This window comes from Saccharothrix violaceirubra, from assembly GCF_014203755.1.
Taxonomy (GTDB): Bacteria; Actinomycetota; Actinomycetes; order Mycobacteriales; family Pseudonocardiaceae; genus Actinosynnema; species Actinosynnema violaceirubrum.
The window spans coordinates 249495-264774 of sequence record NZ_JACHJS010000001.1 but is presented as its reverse complement, the minus strand read 5'-3'; the positions used below and the strand labels follow the sequence as shown (position 1 = coordinate 264774).

The 15280-nt window shown below is 70.7% G+C and carries 7 protein-coding genes; 3 read left to right on the top strand and 4 right to left on the bottom strand.

Annotated elements, in window-relative coordinates:
• Window positions 1–88: 88 nt before the first annotated feature.
• From F4559_RS01415 to eccB, 3 genes are all read right to left on the bottom strand, one after another.
• Window positions 89–1162 (bottom strand): WXG100 family type VII secretion target, encoded by a 1074-nt coding sequence (locus F4559_RS01415; RefSeq protein WP_312865426.1) that lies wholly within the window; start codon window positions 1160–1162, stop codon window positions 89–91.
• Window positions 1159–1479, bottom strand: coding sequence for a hypothetical protein (locus tag F4559_RS01410; protein ID WP_184665775.1), 321 nt, complete (start codon window positions 1477–1479; stop codon window positions 1159–1161). The genes F4559_RS01415 and F4559_RS01410 overlap by 4 nt, the downstream gene beginning before the upstream one ends.
• A 161-nt stretch (window positions 1480–1640) precedes the next feature.
• On the bottom strand, window positions 1641–3269 hold the full coding sequence (gene eccB, locus F4559_RS01405; protein ID WP_184665774.1) for a type VII secretion protein EccB: 1629 nt from the start codon (window positions 3267–3269) through the stop codon (window positions 1641–1643).
• A gap of 131 nt (window positions 3270–3400) precedes the next feature.
• On the opposite strand from eccB, the gene eccE reads away from it, so the two are divergent.
• The 3 genes from eccE (at window position 3401) to F4559_RS01390 (ending at window position 7525) form a co-directional block, all read left to right on the top strand.
• Entirely contained in the window at window positions 3401–4735 is a 1335-nt protein-coding gene (eccE, locus tag F4559_RS01400) for a type VII secretion protein EccE (RefSeq protein ID WP_184665773.1), read from the top strand.
• Window positions 4732–5460, top strand: coding sequence for a hypothetical protein (locus tag F4559_RS01395; protein WP_184665772.1), 729 nt, complete (start codon window positions 4732–4734; stop codon window positions 5458–5460). The genes eccE and F4559_RS01395 overlap by 4 nt, the downstream gene beginning before the upstream one ends.
• Window positions 5461–6049: 589 nt before the next feature.
• Entirely contained in the window at window positions 6050–7525 is a 1476-nt protein-coding gene (locus F4559_RS01390; RefSeq protein ID WP_184665771.1) for a S8 family peptidase, read from the top strand.
• Between the two features lie 55 nt (window positions 7526–7580).
• Here the strand turns inward: F4559_RS01390 and F4559_RS01385 are convergent, their stop codons facing one another.
• Window positions 7581–15059 carry an SdrD B-like domain-containing protein gene (locus tag F4559_RS01385; protein ID WP_184665770.1) on the bottom strand — a complete coding sequence of 2493 codons (7479 nt, stop codon included), beginning with the start codon at window positions 15057–15059 and terminating at the stop codon, window positions 7581–7583.
• Window positions 15060–15280 lie beyond the last annotated feature (221 nt).

Genomic DNA, 15280 nt, shown 5'->3' with positions numbered 1-15280 from the left:
ACCCGAACGCACAACTCGCAGCGCCTGAACGCACATTTCGCGGTGTCCGAACGTATAACTCGTGGTGTCCGAACGTATAACTCGCGGGTCAGTCGTCGCCCAGGACCGGCGGGGCCGTCTTCTTCGGCTTGCCCAGCAGGGCCTCGGAGGTGCCGGAGAGGGCGTACTTGGACTTGTGTTCCTTGTCCCCGCCCTGCTGACCGCCGGCGCCGGCACCTATCATGCCGCCGCCCATGCCCATGCCCATGCCGCCCGTCGCGGCCGTGGTCGGGGCCGGCGCACCGGCGGCGGCCACGGCCGGCCGCGGCTGCTCGGGACGGGGTTCGGCCACGGCCGTGGCACCACCCTGCTCCAACGGCTGAGGAGCGTCCGCCGACGAGGCCACACCACCACCCACAGCACCTCCGGGAACACCGCCGCCCACCGTGGCCGACGAACCACCGACCGACCCCGACAGGGCACCCGCCGCGGCGGTCGCCGCCGCCTTCGCCTCACCTGCCACAGCCGTCCCACCCGACTCCGGCTTCGCGGGCAGCACCGGCGCCCAGTCCTTCTCCGGGTAGTGGTGGGACATGCGGACCTCGGCGAACCCCGACTCGCCGGACATGCCATCGCACAGCCGGGCGAACGCCTCCAGCACGTCGCGCACCGACTCGTGCAGCTCACGGGCCGGGTCGTGCAGGTCGTCCAGGACCTCGATCACGCGCCGATCCCCGTCCAGGGGCAGGGACGCCGCCGTCGACACCACGTCCGCCGCGTCCGCGAACAGCCGCGACATGTCCTCGACGATGCCCCGGATGCCCTCGGCGGTCTCGTCCAACGCGTCGGCCATGGCGTGCATCGCGTCGGACAGGTCGTGACCGGCCAACCCCACGGTCCGCATGTGCTCGACGAACGAGTCCGCGTCACGCCCCTGCCACGCCGAGTCCAACCGGCCCAGCGGCCCGGTCAGGTCGCGCGTGACGTGCTCGGCCGCCAACCCGGCCGCACGCCACCGCTCGGCTTCCTCGTGCAGGTCGTTCCACTGCCCGACGACCGGCGTGAAGTAGTCGGCGACGAGGTCGCGCACACCCAGCCTGCGGCTGATCCCCGAGAGGTAGTCCAGTTCCGGGCCGATCTCGGCGGCGAGCTGCCGCCCGTCCTTGCCCTGCCGCACGGTCACCGCCCCTGACCGGCGCGCTTGATCGCGGCGACCGCGTCGTCGTCCTGGCTGCCGTAGTGGTCGGCCACGGCGTGCAGGCCGCGTGCGGCCGACGTCAGCACCTCACACGCCCGGTCCAGTTGACCGTCGAGCAGCTCGGCCGCACGCCGGTAGGCGTCCGACGACCGCACGGTCCGCCCCAACTCGCCGAAGCTCCGCGACCGGGGCGGCGCGACCCGCAGCCGGGCCCGCGCCTCGGACAACCCGGCCGCCGCCTCGTCGACGCGCTCGGCGTACAGCTCGAGCCACCGCGCGTCGACCGAAATCCGTCCGTCCACCGAAACCTCCCTGACCCGGACCGACGCGAGCGGAACCGGCACGGTTCCGCCGACCCGGCTCAGCCGCCCACCTGACCGACCGGCGCCCCATCCCGCTCAGCGGACCGGCTCGGCAACCTGCCCGGTCGCCCCGCTCGGCCGCCTTGCTCGCCCGCGCCTGCTCAGCCGCCTTGCTTGGCCTGCTGCTGCTCGGGCAACAGACCCGCGTTCTTGGGCACCGGGATCGAGTCCCAGCTGCGGGACGCGTCGTTGCGGTTGAGCTGCGGGCCGTTGGGCAGCAGCCGCAGGATCGACTCGGGTCCGGGCACGAACTCGGTGCCCAGACCCAGGGCACCCGCCGTCAGCGTGTCCGGGACGCCGTACTTCACGCCGCGTCCGGTGATCAGGTGGATCGGGCCGGAGCGGAAGTCCTGGGTGGACGTCGACGACCGCACGACCGCGGCCTTGCCCGGCGCCATCACGAACTGGCCGACGACCTCGCCGGTCGCGCCGACCTGGTTGACGTCGACGGCCATCGCACCGGACGGCATCGGCAGCGACGGCGCGATGGTGACCTGCGTGTGCTGCGAGCGGTTGTCCGCCTGGGGGTTCTCGGCCCGCCAGCCCAGGCACACGACCCGGTTGTTCTGGTTCGGGTCGAGCACGTCGGGCACCTCGCTCGGGTAGTCGAGCAGGTCGAGGCGTTCGGCCGGCTTCTTGTCCGGGATGCGCGCGATGTCGACCTTCTTGGGCTCGGCGCCCTGGGCGTAGGCGGCGCGGATGAGGTCGCCCGACGCCCGGCTGATCTCCTGGAGACCGTCCTTGAGCACCACGTAGAACACCGAGTCGGAACCGGTGCGCGCGACCTCGATCACGTCGCCGACCTTGAGGTTCACGCCGGTGATGTACGTCGCCGCCGCACCGCGCCCGTCGATGGTCGGCGCGACCAGCGGCCTGGCCTCGGGAATGGCGTTGAGCACGCCGGAGCTGATCGCGCGGACCTTCTTGCCCCGCAGGTTCAGCGCGGTCACGACCTCGTTCTTGCTCAGGTCCACCTTGGCCCGCACGGTCGACGTCGACGTGATCTTCGAGTCCACCGGCGCCTTGTAGATCAGGTACGCCTGCTTGTCGTCGGTGTTCGCCCGCACCAGCAACGCCTTGTTGCCGTCCAACGGGGAACCGCCCGCGCCGACGCCCGCGAACACGGTCGTCTGGAACTTGCCGGTGGCCTGGTCGTTGAGCGACTCGTCGAGGTCGAGCGTGTCGCACACCGACCACTCGGCGCCGATGCGGTCCTCGACCTTGGTCGGCAGCATGTCCGGCCCGTCCGGGATGCCGGTGAGCCGGCCCTTGGGCAGCTTCGCCAACGCCTTCTCGCTGACCAGCTTCGGGTCGCCGCCCTGGACGCCGGGCGCGGCGCCCAACTGGCCGGCGGGCGCGTCACCGCCACCGGCGGCCTGCGCCTTGTCCGGGTTGGCCTGGGCGAGCAGCAGCAACCGGGCCGAGGCCAGGTTGGTCATGGGGATGAGCTGGGTCGGGTTCTTGCGAACCACGTACACCTGCCCGGTCTCCTTGCTGATCGCGATCTGGGTCTCGTCGTCGAGCCTGGGGTCGGGGGAGAAGAACCCGAACACCAGGAAACCGATCAGACCGATGACGCCGAGGATCACGCCGACCGCCGTCGCGCGCGAGTGCGTGCGCATCGGGTCGTGGAGCATGACGGCGTCCCGGCGCACCAACGCGGACTGCATCCGGCGCAACACGAAGCGGTACGCCTGGACCTGTGACTTCGTGGTGGGTGTTGATGCCATTCTCGGCTCGCTGCTCTCCCAGTCGCGGTACGGTCTGCACGATAGCCGGACGGCGGGTGGTCCGTGTGCGGGTTGGTCAGACCCGATCGGACCCGCCCGGCGAACGCCGACGGGAAAGAGAACCAGAGCGGATGTCCGTGTCCACCCCACATCCGGGAACGCCCAACCCTGCCGCCCGTGCACAGGCCGCGGGCGGTGCCGTGCGCGCCGCCGTGCTGCGGGCCCGCCGGCGCACGGCCGGTGCCAGTCTGGGCTCGCTCCCGGTCGCCAACCTGGTCGTCCTCGAGGTCGGCGTCGCCATCGGCCTGATCCTGCTCGCCGTCGGCACGACCGGTGACCGCATCGCGCCCGCCCTGCTGTACACGGCGGGCGGCATCGTCCTGGTGGCACTGATCCTGGCGTTCACGCGGTCGCGCGGCCGTTGGCTGACCCAGTGGATCGGTCTCGTGACCCGCTACACCTTCCGCGGCCACGGCCGCACGGTCCGGCGTGACGGCCCGGTCGAACAGAAGGCACCGTCCGAAGAGGAGACGTCGGTCATCGGACCGGACGACCCGCGCGTGGCCCTGCTGCGGCTGGCCGTGCCGGACCTGGTGGTGGCCAAGGGCGTCGACCACGAGCGCCGTCCGCTGGGCATGGCCTGGCACCAGGGCGCGTGGACCGCCGTGCTGCTGGTCGACCCGGCGCCCGGTCTGATCACGGCCGTGGGCAGCGCGCCCGCGCTGCCGTTGGGCGCGCTCGCACCGTGCCTCGAGGACCGGGGCGTGGTGCTGGACGCGATCTCGGTGATCTGGCACTGCTATCCGGGTTCGGCGCTGCTGCCGGTGAACTCCCCGGCGCTGCACTCGTACCTCGAAGTCCTCGGCCCGCTGCCCGCGGCGGCCCGGCGCACGACCTGGATCGCGGTCCGCCTGGACCCGAAGCGTTGTGCGGCGGCCATTCGCGAGCGCGGCGGCGGCGTCGTGGGCGCACACCGCGCGCTGATCGGCGCGTTGTCGCGCATCCGCAACGCACTGGAGTCGACCGGCGTCACGATCCGCCCGTTGGACTCGGACGAGCTGCTGCGCGCGGGCATCTCGGCGGCGGAACTGAACTCCGTGGCCGGTTCGGACAAATCGGTGTCGCTGCGCGAGAAGTGGTCGGGCGTGACGGCGGGTGGCGTCGGCCACGCCAGCTACGCGATCACCGGCTGGCCCGCGAAGGGCATGCGCAACAACCTCAACGCGTTGACCGGCGTGCGCGCGCTGTCGTCGACGCTGACGATGTCGATCTCGCCGAGCAGCGAGCAGGGCAAGGTGGGCCTGCGCGGCATCGTGCGGGTGAGCGCCCGCACGCCGAGCGAACTGGACAAGGCGGACGACCGCCTGAAGGCGTTGGCGGGCAAGCTCGACATCAAGCTGACCCCGTTGAACGGACTCCAGGTCTCGGGTCTGGCCTCGACACTGCCGCTGGGAGGCGTCGCGTGAGCAACAGCCGGCTGCTGGACACGCGTGGCCAGGACCGCGGCGTGGCCCCGGAATTCCTGGTCGACCCGAAACTGCTCGACGTCGTGAGCCCACCCGGCGACCGCGGCGGCATGGTCCTGGGTTCAGGCGCCAAGGGCGAACCCCTGACCGTGTCGGTCCTGCGCTCGACCCCGACCCGCATGGTCGTGGTGGGCGGGCTGTACCTGGCCCGCCAGATCACGTTGCGCGCCATGGCGACCGGCGCGTGGGTGACCATCGCGACGGGCCGGGCCCAGGTCTGGCAACCCGTCGTCAGGGCAGCGGGAACCACGCCGGACGGCCGCCCGTCCCCCGCCGTGCAACTGCGCCTGCTCAATCCGGTGGAACTCCCCCGCCCGTCCGAGGACAGCCCACTGCTGGTGGTCCACGACGGCGGCCACGTCCCCCAGGAACTCTTCCCGCCACGCGCACCGTGGCAGACGACCATGTACGTCCTGCCCTACTTGCACCCCCAGGCGTCGTCGACGTTGACGTCGGCAGACCTCGTGCTGATCCAACGCCTACCCATCGGCCAAGCGCAGCTGGCAGCACAGATCTGGCGCCTACCGCCCCCCTTGGTGCACCAGCTGACCACGCTGAAGGACGACCAGGTGATCGCCTTCGGCGTAAACCTCTGGCAACCACTACGCCTGGTGACAACCCCAGGCGAAAAGCAGATCCTGGGCGCCGTCCGCCGCGGCGACTGACCGCCGACCACCAAGACACGCGCACACCCCGCCGGCACCTGGGCGCAGCCCTACTGCACGGGTCAAGGGCCCCAGAACAACGCAAACAAGCACACGACGCGAAATCTGGGGCCCTTGACGCGTGTGGTCGCCTCTGGCAGGCCATGCGGGGAGGGATACGACAGCCCCTTTCCGGTGGTCGGCCCGAGCGGCGAGCGACGCTCTTGAACGCTTCCGTCAACGCCCAACGACGACACCCGAAAGCCAGAACACCCAAAACACCCCACCAACCACCGGCCCAAATTTCGCATTTCCGCGAACAGCCTCAGGTGTACATGCCCCCACCCTCCTCAGGGGGAGCGCCCCGCACCCATTCTACCGGCATCACCCGGATGAGAGCGGACACAAGCCCCAGCCTGTGGACAACTCCACCCCCTCCCCCGAAACCCACACGAAAGAAGGTGCCCGAGTGCGTATTTCGCGGTGTCCGAACGGATGACTCGCGAAAGCGGCGAAGGGGTGCGGCCGTCCGGCTGCTACCGGGAGAAGCCGTTGCGCCCGACCGGGAAGGCCGGCTAGGACGAGACCGGTACCCAGGAAGGACGGCACCATGAAGAACGCCTTGTGGACCACCGCGGCCCTGGCCCTGGCCATCGCGTCCCCCGTTCAAGCCGACCCGACGGACGACTACGTCGTGGTCCTCACCGACGACGCCGACCCCGACGCGATCACCCGGAAGCACGAAGCGAAACCCGACCACACCTACACCCACGCGCTGAAAGGCTTTTCCGCACACCTGTCCCAGGACCAAGCCCGGAAACTGGCCCAGGACCCCGAAGTCGCCTACATCCGCCAAGACGTCGTCCTCACCAAACAGGACACCCAGTCCCCCGTCCCCTCCTGGGGCCTGGACCGCATCGACCAACCCGCGCCCCCGCTCGACGGCTCCTACACCTACCCCAACGGCGGTGAAGGGGTCACCGCCTACGTGATCGACACGGGCATCCAGGTCGACCACGCCGACTTCGGCGGCCGGGCCGCCCACGGCTACGACATGGTCGACGACGACAACGACGCCACCGACTGCGACGGCCACGGCACGCACGTCGCGGGCACCCTGGGCGGCAAGGAGTACGGCGTCGCCAAGAAGGTCCACCTGGTCGCCGTGCGCGTCCTTGACTGCGAAGGCGAAGGCACGCTCGCCGGCGTCATGGCGGGCATCGACTGGGTCACGGGCAACGCCGTCAAACCCGCCGTCGCCAACATGAGCCTCGGCGGCCGGGCCGACGAGACGCTCGACCGGGCCGTGCGCGCCTCCATCGCCTCGGGCATCACCTACGGCGTCGCGGCGGGCAACGACAACGGCTCCGACGCCTGCACCCGGTCGCCCGCCCGCACCCAGGAGGCGATCACGGTCGGCGCCACCACGAAGGACGACACCCGCGCGTCCTACTCCAACGTCGGCACGTGCCTGGACGTGTTCGCGCCGGGCAGTGCCATCACGTCGGCGTGGATCGGCGGCTCCAACACCGAGGCCCACGTCCTCAACGGCACGTCGATGGCCACCCCGCACGTGGTCGGGGCCGCCGCGCTCTACCTGTCCGGCGATCCGACGGCCCGCCCGCAGGAGGTCCGCGACGCCCTCGTCGCCGCGTCGTCGCCGAACCGGGTCGCCGACGCGGGCACGGGCTCGCCCAACCGCCTGCTGCGCGTGACCGCCGCACCGGATCCCGACCCGTCCGGCTGCCAACCCGTCGCGGACACCACCGCGCACCCGATCCCCGACCCCGGCACGGCGACCGGCACGATCACCACGACCTGCACGGGCAAGGCAAGCCCCCGCACCACGATCAGGGTCAGGATCCGGCACCCCTACCGCGGCGACCTGTCGATCACGCTGGTCACCCCGAGCGGCACGACCCGCCTGCTGAAGGCCCCGGCCGGCACGGACGCCCGCGACGACGTGGACGACCTCTACCGCGTCGACGTCTCCACGGAGAACGCCACCGGCACGTGGCGGTTACGCGTCGTCGACCACGTCGCCCAGGACGCGGGCACCCTCGAATCCTGGACGCTCGACCCCTGACGACGAGCGGCCCCGCCATCCACGTGGATGGCGGGGCCGCCCGGTCACTCGCGGACTACCGCTTGCGCGTGGTCATCCGCACCGTCACCGCACCGACGACCAGGATGCCCAGGCCGAGGAACAGCAGCGGCAGGACACCGGACACACCGGTCCAGGCCAGCGGAGGTCCGGGCTGCACCGGCGGCGGAGGCGGCTGCTCCTCCGTCGCGGACACGGTCACGGTCGCCGTGTCGTTGAGCGGGTTCTCGTCCGCCTCGCCGTTGATCAGCGTCACCGCCGCGGTCGCGGCCACGTCCGTGAACGTGCTCATCACGGCCGTCTTGACCAGAACGAACGGCGTCACGTGCCCGGGTTCGAGCACCGCGTCGTTGGTGCAGGTGACGACCTGACCCGCGACGCCGCACGTCCACCCGTCACCGGTGATCTCCACGATCCCGAGCTGGACCGGGACCGTGATCACGGTCCGGGAACCGGCGATGGTGACCGTGCCGGCGTTGCCGACCCGACCGGCGAAGGTGACCCAACCACCGACCCAGGACGTCTCCGGGTCGACCGTCAACTCCACCGCGAGGTCGACCGCGACCGGCACGAGGCCCGCGTCCACGTTCGCGTTCTGGGTGATGTCGTCGCCGGTCAGCGTGATCTGGATCGGCTCCGCGAGACCGGTCTCCCGGCCGACGTCGGAGTTGGTCGCGTCGTCGCCGACGCCCGGCGTGGTGAACGTCCACCCGGCCGGCGCGACCACGTGGATCCCGTACAGCCCGGCCTCGATGCCGACGAACCGGTAGTGGCCGTTCTCGTCGGTGATCGCGGTCTTGAGCACCTCGTCGGTCTGGCTGAGCAGCTCGACGGTGATGTCCGGGATGCCGGGCTCGCCCGCGTCCTGGACACCGTCGCGGTCGGTGTCGTCCCAGACGAAGTCACCGATGGAACCCTGCTGGTCGCCGAAGTCCACCGTCGCACCGGTGTCGTCGGTGATCGTCACGTCGACCGAGTTCGGCGTGGTCGACCCGTAGCCGTCCGGCTGCTCCTCCACGACGGTGTAGTCACCGGCGATCAGGTTCGGGAACGAGTAGCCGCCGTTGACGTCCGTCACGGTGGTGGCGATCTCCGTGCCCTCGTCGTCCTGGAGCACGATCGTCACGCCCGCGAGCCGGCCGGGTTCGCCGGCGAGTTCGCCGTCGCCGTTGTCGTCCTCCCAGACGACACCGCTGATCGTGCCCGCCAGCTCCGCGAACAGGTATTCCGTCACGGCCTGACCGGTGGGCACCACGATGCCCTCGATGACGTCGCCCTCCACCGTGCCGCCGCCGGTACCGACGACGACCTGGCCCTGCCCGTACCCGGTGGGCTGGTTCTCGGCGATGGTGTACTCGCCCGCCGCCAGGTTGGTGAAGACGAAGTTGCCGTCCTGGTCGGTGGTCGTGAGCGTGACCGGCGGGTTGCCGTCGGGCAGCAGCGCGAGCTGCACGCCCTCGATGCCGACCTCGCCCGGGTCGAGGACGCCGTCGTCGTCCTTGTCGACGAACACGGTGCCCGCGATCGACCCCGACACCTCGGCGAACTCGTAGTCCTGGGCCTCCTGGCCGGGGCTGAGTTCGATGTCGGTGATCGTGTCGTTGCCCGCGGAACCGCCGCCGTCGCCGGCCTGGTCGCCACCGTCCTGGTAACCCGGCGGCTGGCTCTCGATGAGCGAGTAGCTGCCCGGCTTGAGGCCCAGGAACTGGAAGAAGCCCTCAGAGTTCGTCACCGTCGTCTGCGACGGCGGCGGGACGCTCGCCCCGGCCGTCGGACCGACCAGCGTGATCGTGACGCCCGCGATGCCGTCGCCGTTCTGGTCGAGCACGTAGCCGCTGACGGACGCGCCCTTCAGGTCGGCGAACAGGTAACCGGTGGCGTCCTCGCCCGGATCGAGGTCGATGGCCACGATCGAGTCGGGCGGTTCGATCTCGCCGCCGGCCGTGCCCGCGGTCTCCGTGCCGTCGACGAAGGCCGTCGGCTGCGTCTCGGTGATCGCGTACGTGCCGCCGATGACGTCGAAGGTGTAGTTGCCGCCGCTGTCGGTGACCGCGGTCAGCGTGACCGCACCACTGGCGTCGTCGGTACCGGTCAACGTGAGCGTCACGCCGGGGATGCCGACCTCGCCGAGGTCGAGCACGCCGTCGCCGTCGAGGTCGTCGAACACGATGCCCGCGATCGAGCCCCGGTCCTCGGTGAACGTGTAGCCCGTCGCGACCTGGCCGGAGACCAGCACGATCCCGGTGAACGCGTCGGACCCCGGCGTGCCGCCGGCGGTGCCGGCCGTGTCCGGACCGTCCAGGTACCCGAGCGGCTGGGTCTCGGTGACCGTGTACGTGCCCGGCGCGAGACCGAGGAACGCCCACAGACCGTCGCTGCCGGTCTGGACCGTGAACGGCCCGCCGGGACCGGTCAGCGTGATCGTCACACCGGCCACGCCGTCCTCGGCGTCGTCGAGCACGTACCCACTGATCGACGTGCCCACGTACTCGGAGAACAGGTACCCGGTCGCGTCCGCCCCGCCCGCGAGCGTGAGGTTCACGATCGAGTCCGGCGGGGTCGCCGTGCCGCCCGAGGTGCCGGCCGTGTCGACGCCGTCGAGGTAGCCCGTCGGCTGGGTCGGCTCGGCGACGGTGTACGTGCCGCCGACCAGGTTCTCGAAGACGTACCCGCCGTCGACGGCCGTGGTCGTCGTCAGGCTGACGGACGCACCGCCGACCGCCGTGCCGGTGAGCGTCACCGTCACGTTCTCGATGCCCGGTTCACCGATCTGGCGGGAGCCGTTGCCGTTCTGGTCCTCGAACACCGAACCCGCCAGCGAGCCGCGGTCCTCGGCGAACGAGTACCCGGTCGCCGCCGTGCCGGAGGTCAGCACGATGGCGGAGATCAGGTTGTCCGAGGTCGTGCCGCCCGCGGTGCCCGCGGTCTCCGCGCCGTCGCCGTAGCCGGTCGGCTGGGCCTCGGACAGCGCGTACGTGCCCGGCGCCAGGCCGGTGAACGAGAACGTGCCGGACGAGTCGGTGGTCGCGGTGAACGGACCACCGGGGCCGGTCAGCGTCACCGTGACACCGGAGATGCCGTTGCCGCCGTCGTCGAGGACCGAACCGGCCAACGACGCGCCCTTGTAGTCGCCGAACAGGTAGCCGGTGGCGTCCTCGCCCGGGTCGAGCCCGATCGACACGATCGAGTCCGGCGGTTCGAGCGTGCCGCCCGCCGAGCCGACCACGTCGATGCCGTCGGTGTACGTCGCCGGCGTCGTCTCGGTGACCGTGTACGTGCCGCCGAGCAGGCCGGTGAACGTGTACGTGCCGTCCGAGCCCGTGGTGGTGGTCAGCGAGACCGAGTTGCTCGCGGCGTCCAGACCGGTCAGCGTCACGGTGACGCCGGCGATGCCCGGTTCGAGCGGCTGCTTGGTGCCGCTGCCGTCCGCGTCCTCGTACACCGTGCCGGACAGCGAACCGCGGTCCTCGGCGAACTGGTAGCCCGTCGCCGAGCCGCCCGACGGGATCACGATGCCCGCGATCTGGTTGTCGGTCGCGGTGCCGCCGGCCGTGCCGACCGTCTCGGTGCCGTCGGCGTAGCCCAGGGGCTGCGTCTCGACGAGCGTGTACGTGCCGGGCGGCAGGTTGGTGAACGCGTAGGTGCCGTCGTTGGCGGTCACCTGCGTGTACGGACCGCCGGGACCGGTCAGCGTGAGCGTGACGCCCGCGATGCCGTTGCCCTGGTCGTTCACGACCGAACCGGACAGCCCGACGCCCTTGTACTCGGCGAACAGGTAGCCGTCACCCTCGACACCGCCGCCGAGCGGGATGGTGACGATGGAGTCCGGCGGGTTGGCCGTACCGCCCGCGCTGCCCGGCACGTCGATGCCGTCGGCGTAGGTGGCCGGCGTCGTCTCGGTCAGCGTGTAGGTGCCGCCGAGCAGACCCTCGAACAGGAACGTGCCGTCCGAGCCCGTGGTCGTGGTCAGCGAGACCGGCGCGCTCAGCGCGTCCAGACCGGTCAACGCGACCGTCACGCCGGCGATGCCCGGCTCCAACGGCTGCTTGGTGCCGTTGCCGTTCAGATCCTCGTACACGGTGCCGGCCAGCGAGGCCCGGTCCTCCGTGAACTCGTAGCCGGTCGCGGTCGTCGCGGACGGCAGGACCACGCCGACGAACGAGTCCGGTGCCGAGTAGGTACCGCCGGCCGAGCCGACGGTGTCCGTACTGTCGCCGTAGCCCGTGGGCTGCGCCTCGGTGATCGTGTACGTGCCCGGCGGCAGCGACGGGAACGAGTACGTGCCGTCCGCGATGGTGGTCGCGGTGACCGTGCCGTCGCCGTTCGTGGCCGAGATCACCACACCGGCGATGCCGGTGCCGGCGTCGTCGACCACCCGACCGGACAGCGTCGCGGCCACGAACTCGCCGAACAGGTAGCCGGTGGCGTCGAACCCGCCGGCCAACGGGATCGTGGTGATCGAGTTCGGCGGGCTGAGCACACCGCCCGAGTTGCCGATCGTCTCCTTGCCGTCGGCGAACGCGCCCGGCTGGACCTCGGTCAGCGTGTACGAGCCGCCCACCAGGTTGGCGAACGAGTACGTGCCGTTCGCGGCGGTGAGCGTGTTGATGTTCACGCCACGGCCGAGGTAGTCGGTGCCGGTCAGCGTCACGAACACGCCCGACAGACCGTTCTCGCCGATGTCCTTGACGCCGTCGTTGTCGATGTCCTCGTACACGGTGCCGGCCAGCGAACCGCGGTCCTCCGCGAACGTGTAGCCGGAGGCGGTCGCCCGCGACGGCAGCACGATGTTGGTGATCTGGTCGGTCGCGATCGGACCCGGGATGCCGCCGGCGGTGCCCGCGGTCTCGGCGCCGTCGCCGTACCCGACCGGCTGGACCTCGGTCACCGTGTACGTGCCCGGGGGCAGGTTCGAGAACGAGTAGGTGCCGTCGGGTCCCGTCGTGGTCGTGAACGCACCCGGTCCGGCGATGTTGATCTGCACGTTCGGGATGCCGTTGCCGCCGTCGTCGAACACCCGACCGGTCAGCGTGGCGCCGACGTACTCGCCGAACGTGTACCCGGTCCCGTCGGTGCGGGGGTCCAGGTTGATGTTGATGATCGCGTCGCCGCCGTTGGGCACACCACCCGCCGTGCCCGCCTCCTCGGCGCCGTCGGCGTAGGAGGCCGGCTGGGTCTCCTCGGCGAGCAGGTAGCTGCCCGGCCGCAGGCCCTGGAACGAGTACAGGCCGTCGCTGACGGTCGACGTGGCGAACGAGACGCTGTTGCCCGCGCTGTCGGTGCCGAACAGGCTGACGGCCACGCCGTACAGACCGGGCTCGCCGCCGTCACGCGATCCGTTGCCGTTGGTGTCCTCGTAGACCGAACCGGACAGGCTCGACGTGGGACGTTCGGCGAAGTTGTTGCCCGTGCTGTCCACGCCGCCGGCCTTGACCAGGGTGAACCGGTCGTTCGAGCTGGGCGACGAACTGGTGCCCGGCGTGTCGATGCCGTCGTCGAAGTCCACCGGCTGGGTGGACTCGATGATCGAGTACGTACCGGCGACGACGTTGGTGAAGGTGTACGTGCCGTTCGCGATCGTGTTCACGGTCGTGTCGACCGGGACGCCCGCCGTGGTCGAGCCGAGCAGGCGGACCGGCACGCCGAGGATGCCGGTGTCGCCCTGGCCGCTCTCGAACACGCCGTTGTTGTTGCGGTCGCTGAACACGCGGCCGGTGACGACGCTCGGCGTGGGCGCGCTGGCCGTGGCCGACGCGGTCACCGGTCCGTTGAGGGCGTCCGTGCCCGTGACGGTCGCGGTGTTGGTGTCGCTGGCCAGCGGCGCGGTCGCCGTGCACGTGTAGGTGAACGAGCCGCCTTCGGCCAGCGGTTGCGGCAGCGAGGCGCAGGACGGCACGCCCGGGTCCGCGACGCTGACGTTGGTCAACGCCGAGTTGCCGGTGTTGGTCACCGTGATCGTGAAGGTGATCGTCTGGCCGGTGGTGTACGTCGACTGGTCCGGCACCTTGGTGATCGTCAACTCGGGGTTGATCACCGTGACGGCCGCCTGGCCGCTGCCGGTCACCGGATCACCGAAGTCGCTGAGACCCGAGGCGGTCGCGACGTTCGTGAAGTCGTCGTCGGGCGCGGGTCCCGAGCAGGTGTAGACGTACGGGGTACCGGCGGTCAGGTTGCCGATGGCCCGGTTGCAGCCGGAGGCCAGCGGGTCGGCGACGCTCACGCCGACCGCGTTCGAACTACCCGGCGCGACCACCGTGATCTCGTAGTTCACCGTGTCGCCGGGTCGGACCGTGGTCGCGGACGTGACGACCTTCTTCAGGCTCACCGACGGGATCGGTACGGAGAGCACCAGGTTCGTCGCCATGTACGTGTCGCCGCTGGTACTGAACGTGAGTGTCGCCGACGTCGAACCCACGGGCAGCAGGGTCGTGGGGAATTCCTTGGCGTCGACGCTCAGGTTGTTGACCGTCGAGGGTGTCGTGTCGCCGTTCGAGTTCGACACGAAGTAGTTCGTGTCCGAGCCGCCCGGCAGTGGTTCCGTGACCGCCGTTCCGTTGATCGAGAACTGGTCGCCGGTGATGTTGGCGTCGCCCTCGAACGCGGTCAGGCCGGCGCGCACGCCGTTGGCCGCCACGCGGAAGCCGGACACCGTGGTCGTGGTCGCCGGGTCCGCCGACGACTGCCGCACGTGGCCGTCGTAGAGGAAGATCTCCCGCTTGGTCGGCGCGTAGGTGGCATCGGGCTGGTCATAGGCGTAGACCAGGACCAGCGACCAACCGCCGAAGCAGCCGAAGCCCTCGGGGGTCCAGATGTTGCCGACCGTGATGGTCTGGGCCGAACCGGTCGGCGCGGCGGCGAACTGGCTCGTGACGTTCGCGTACGCCGAGTAGAACTGGGGCTGGCTGTTGGGCACGTTGGCCAGCGCGTCGCGGCTGATCACCTGCGGCGCGTAGGACGTCTGGGTGCCGCCGCCGATGGTGACCCGCACGGACGTGGACTCGGGGGTGCCCGAGGGCAGGTTCGACGTGCCCGCGCCGCCGAGGAACTGGCGGGTGCTGCACCCCGGCGTGGGGGAGACCGTGCCGTCGGCCAGGCGGATGGTGCCGGTGTCGCCGGCCCAGTTCAGCCGGGCGTAGTCGACCCGCGCACCGGGCGGGATCGTGATCGAGGCCCGCGTCGAGTTGACCGTGTTGCCCTGGCCGTCGACGTCGTACCAGCGCATGTAGTACGCGTCGTTGCCGGCGTTGGCGTTGGGGAGCGTGCCGCCCTGGGCGGTGTCGCAGTTCTCGTGCGGCTCGGCCGTCAGGGGGTCGATCGGATCGGCGCCGGAGGGGCACGTGGTGACCGTGTTGCCGACCTCGATGAAGTCGCCGTACACCTCCTCGTTGAAATTGAGGGTGAACGGTCGGACGACCGCCGCGTTCGCGGTCGGCGCGGAGACCACCACCGAACACGCGACCACACCGGCGGACACGAGTGCCGCGGCTATTCGACGGGAGAACCTGGAACGTGCCACGGCGTGGCCCCCTTCGAGGCTGCTGTCGATCAGGAAAGGCGGGACGAACCCGAGGGAACCCTCATCCCATTCCGCCGGCAGCGCATTCGCACGAGCGGGTTTTCACCGCATCGAGGTAGGTCAGGACCGGAGTGTCGATTATGTGATCATCACCGGCCATTCTTTCGAGGGAACTTCCCGCACCGACCCCGCTAATGGGTCCGACGGCCGTGCTAGAAGTC

Bases quoted from the DNA above. Each gene is read 5' to 3' on its own strand.
- eccB (WP_184665774.1), bottom strand. From the start codon at position 3,269: ATGGCATCAACACCCACCACGAAGTCACAGGTCCAGGCGTACCGCTTC.
- eccE (WP_184665773.1), top strand. From the start codon at position 3,401: ATGTCCGTGTCCACCCCACATCCGGGAACGCCCAACCCTGCCGCCCGT.
- F4559_RS01390 (WP_184665771.1), top strand. From the start codon at position 6,050: ATGAAGAACGCCTTGTGGACCACCGCGGCCCTGGCCCTGGCCATCGCG.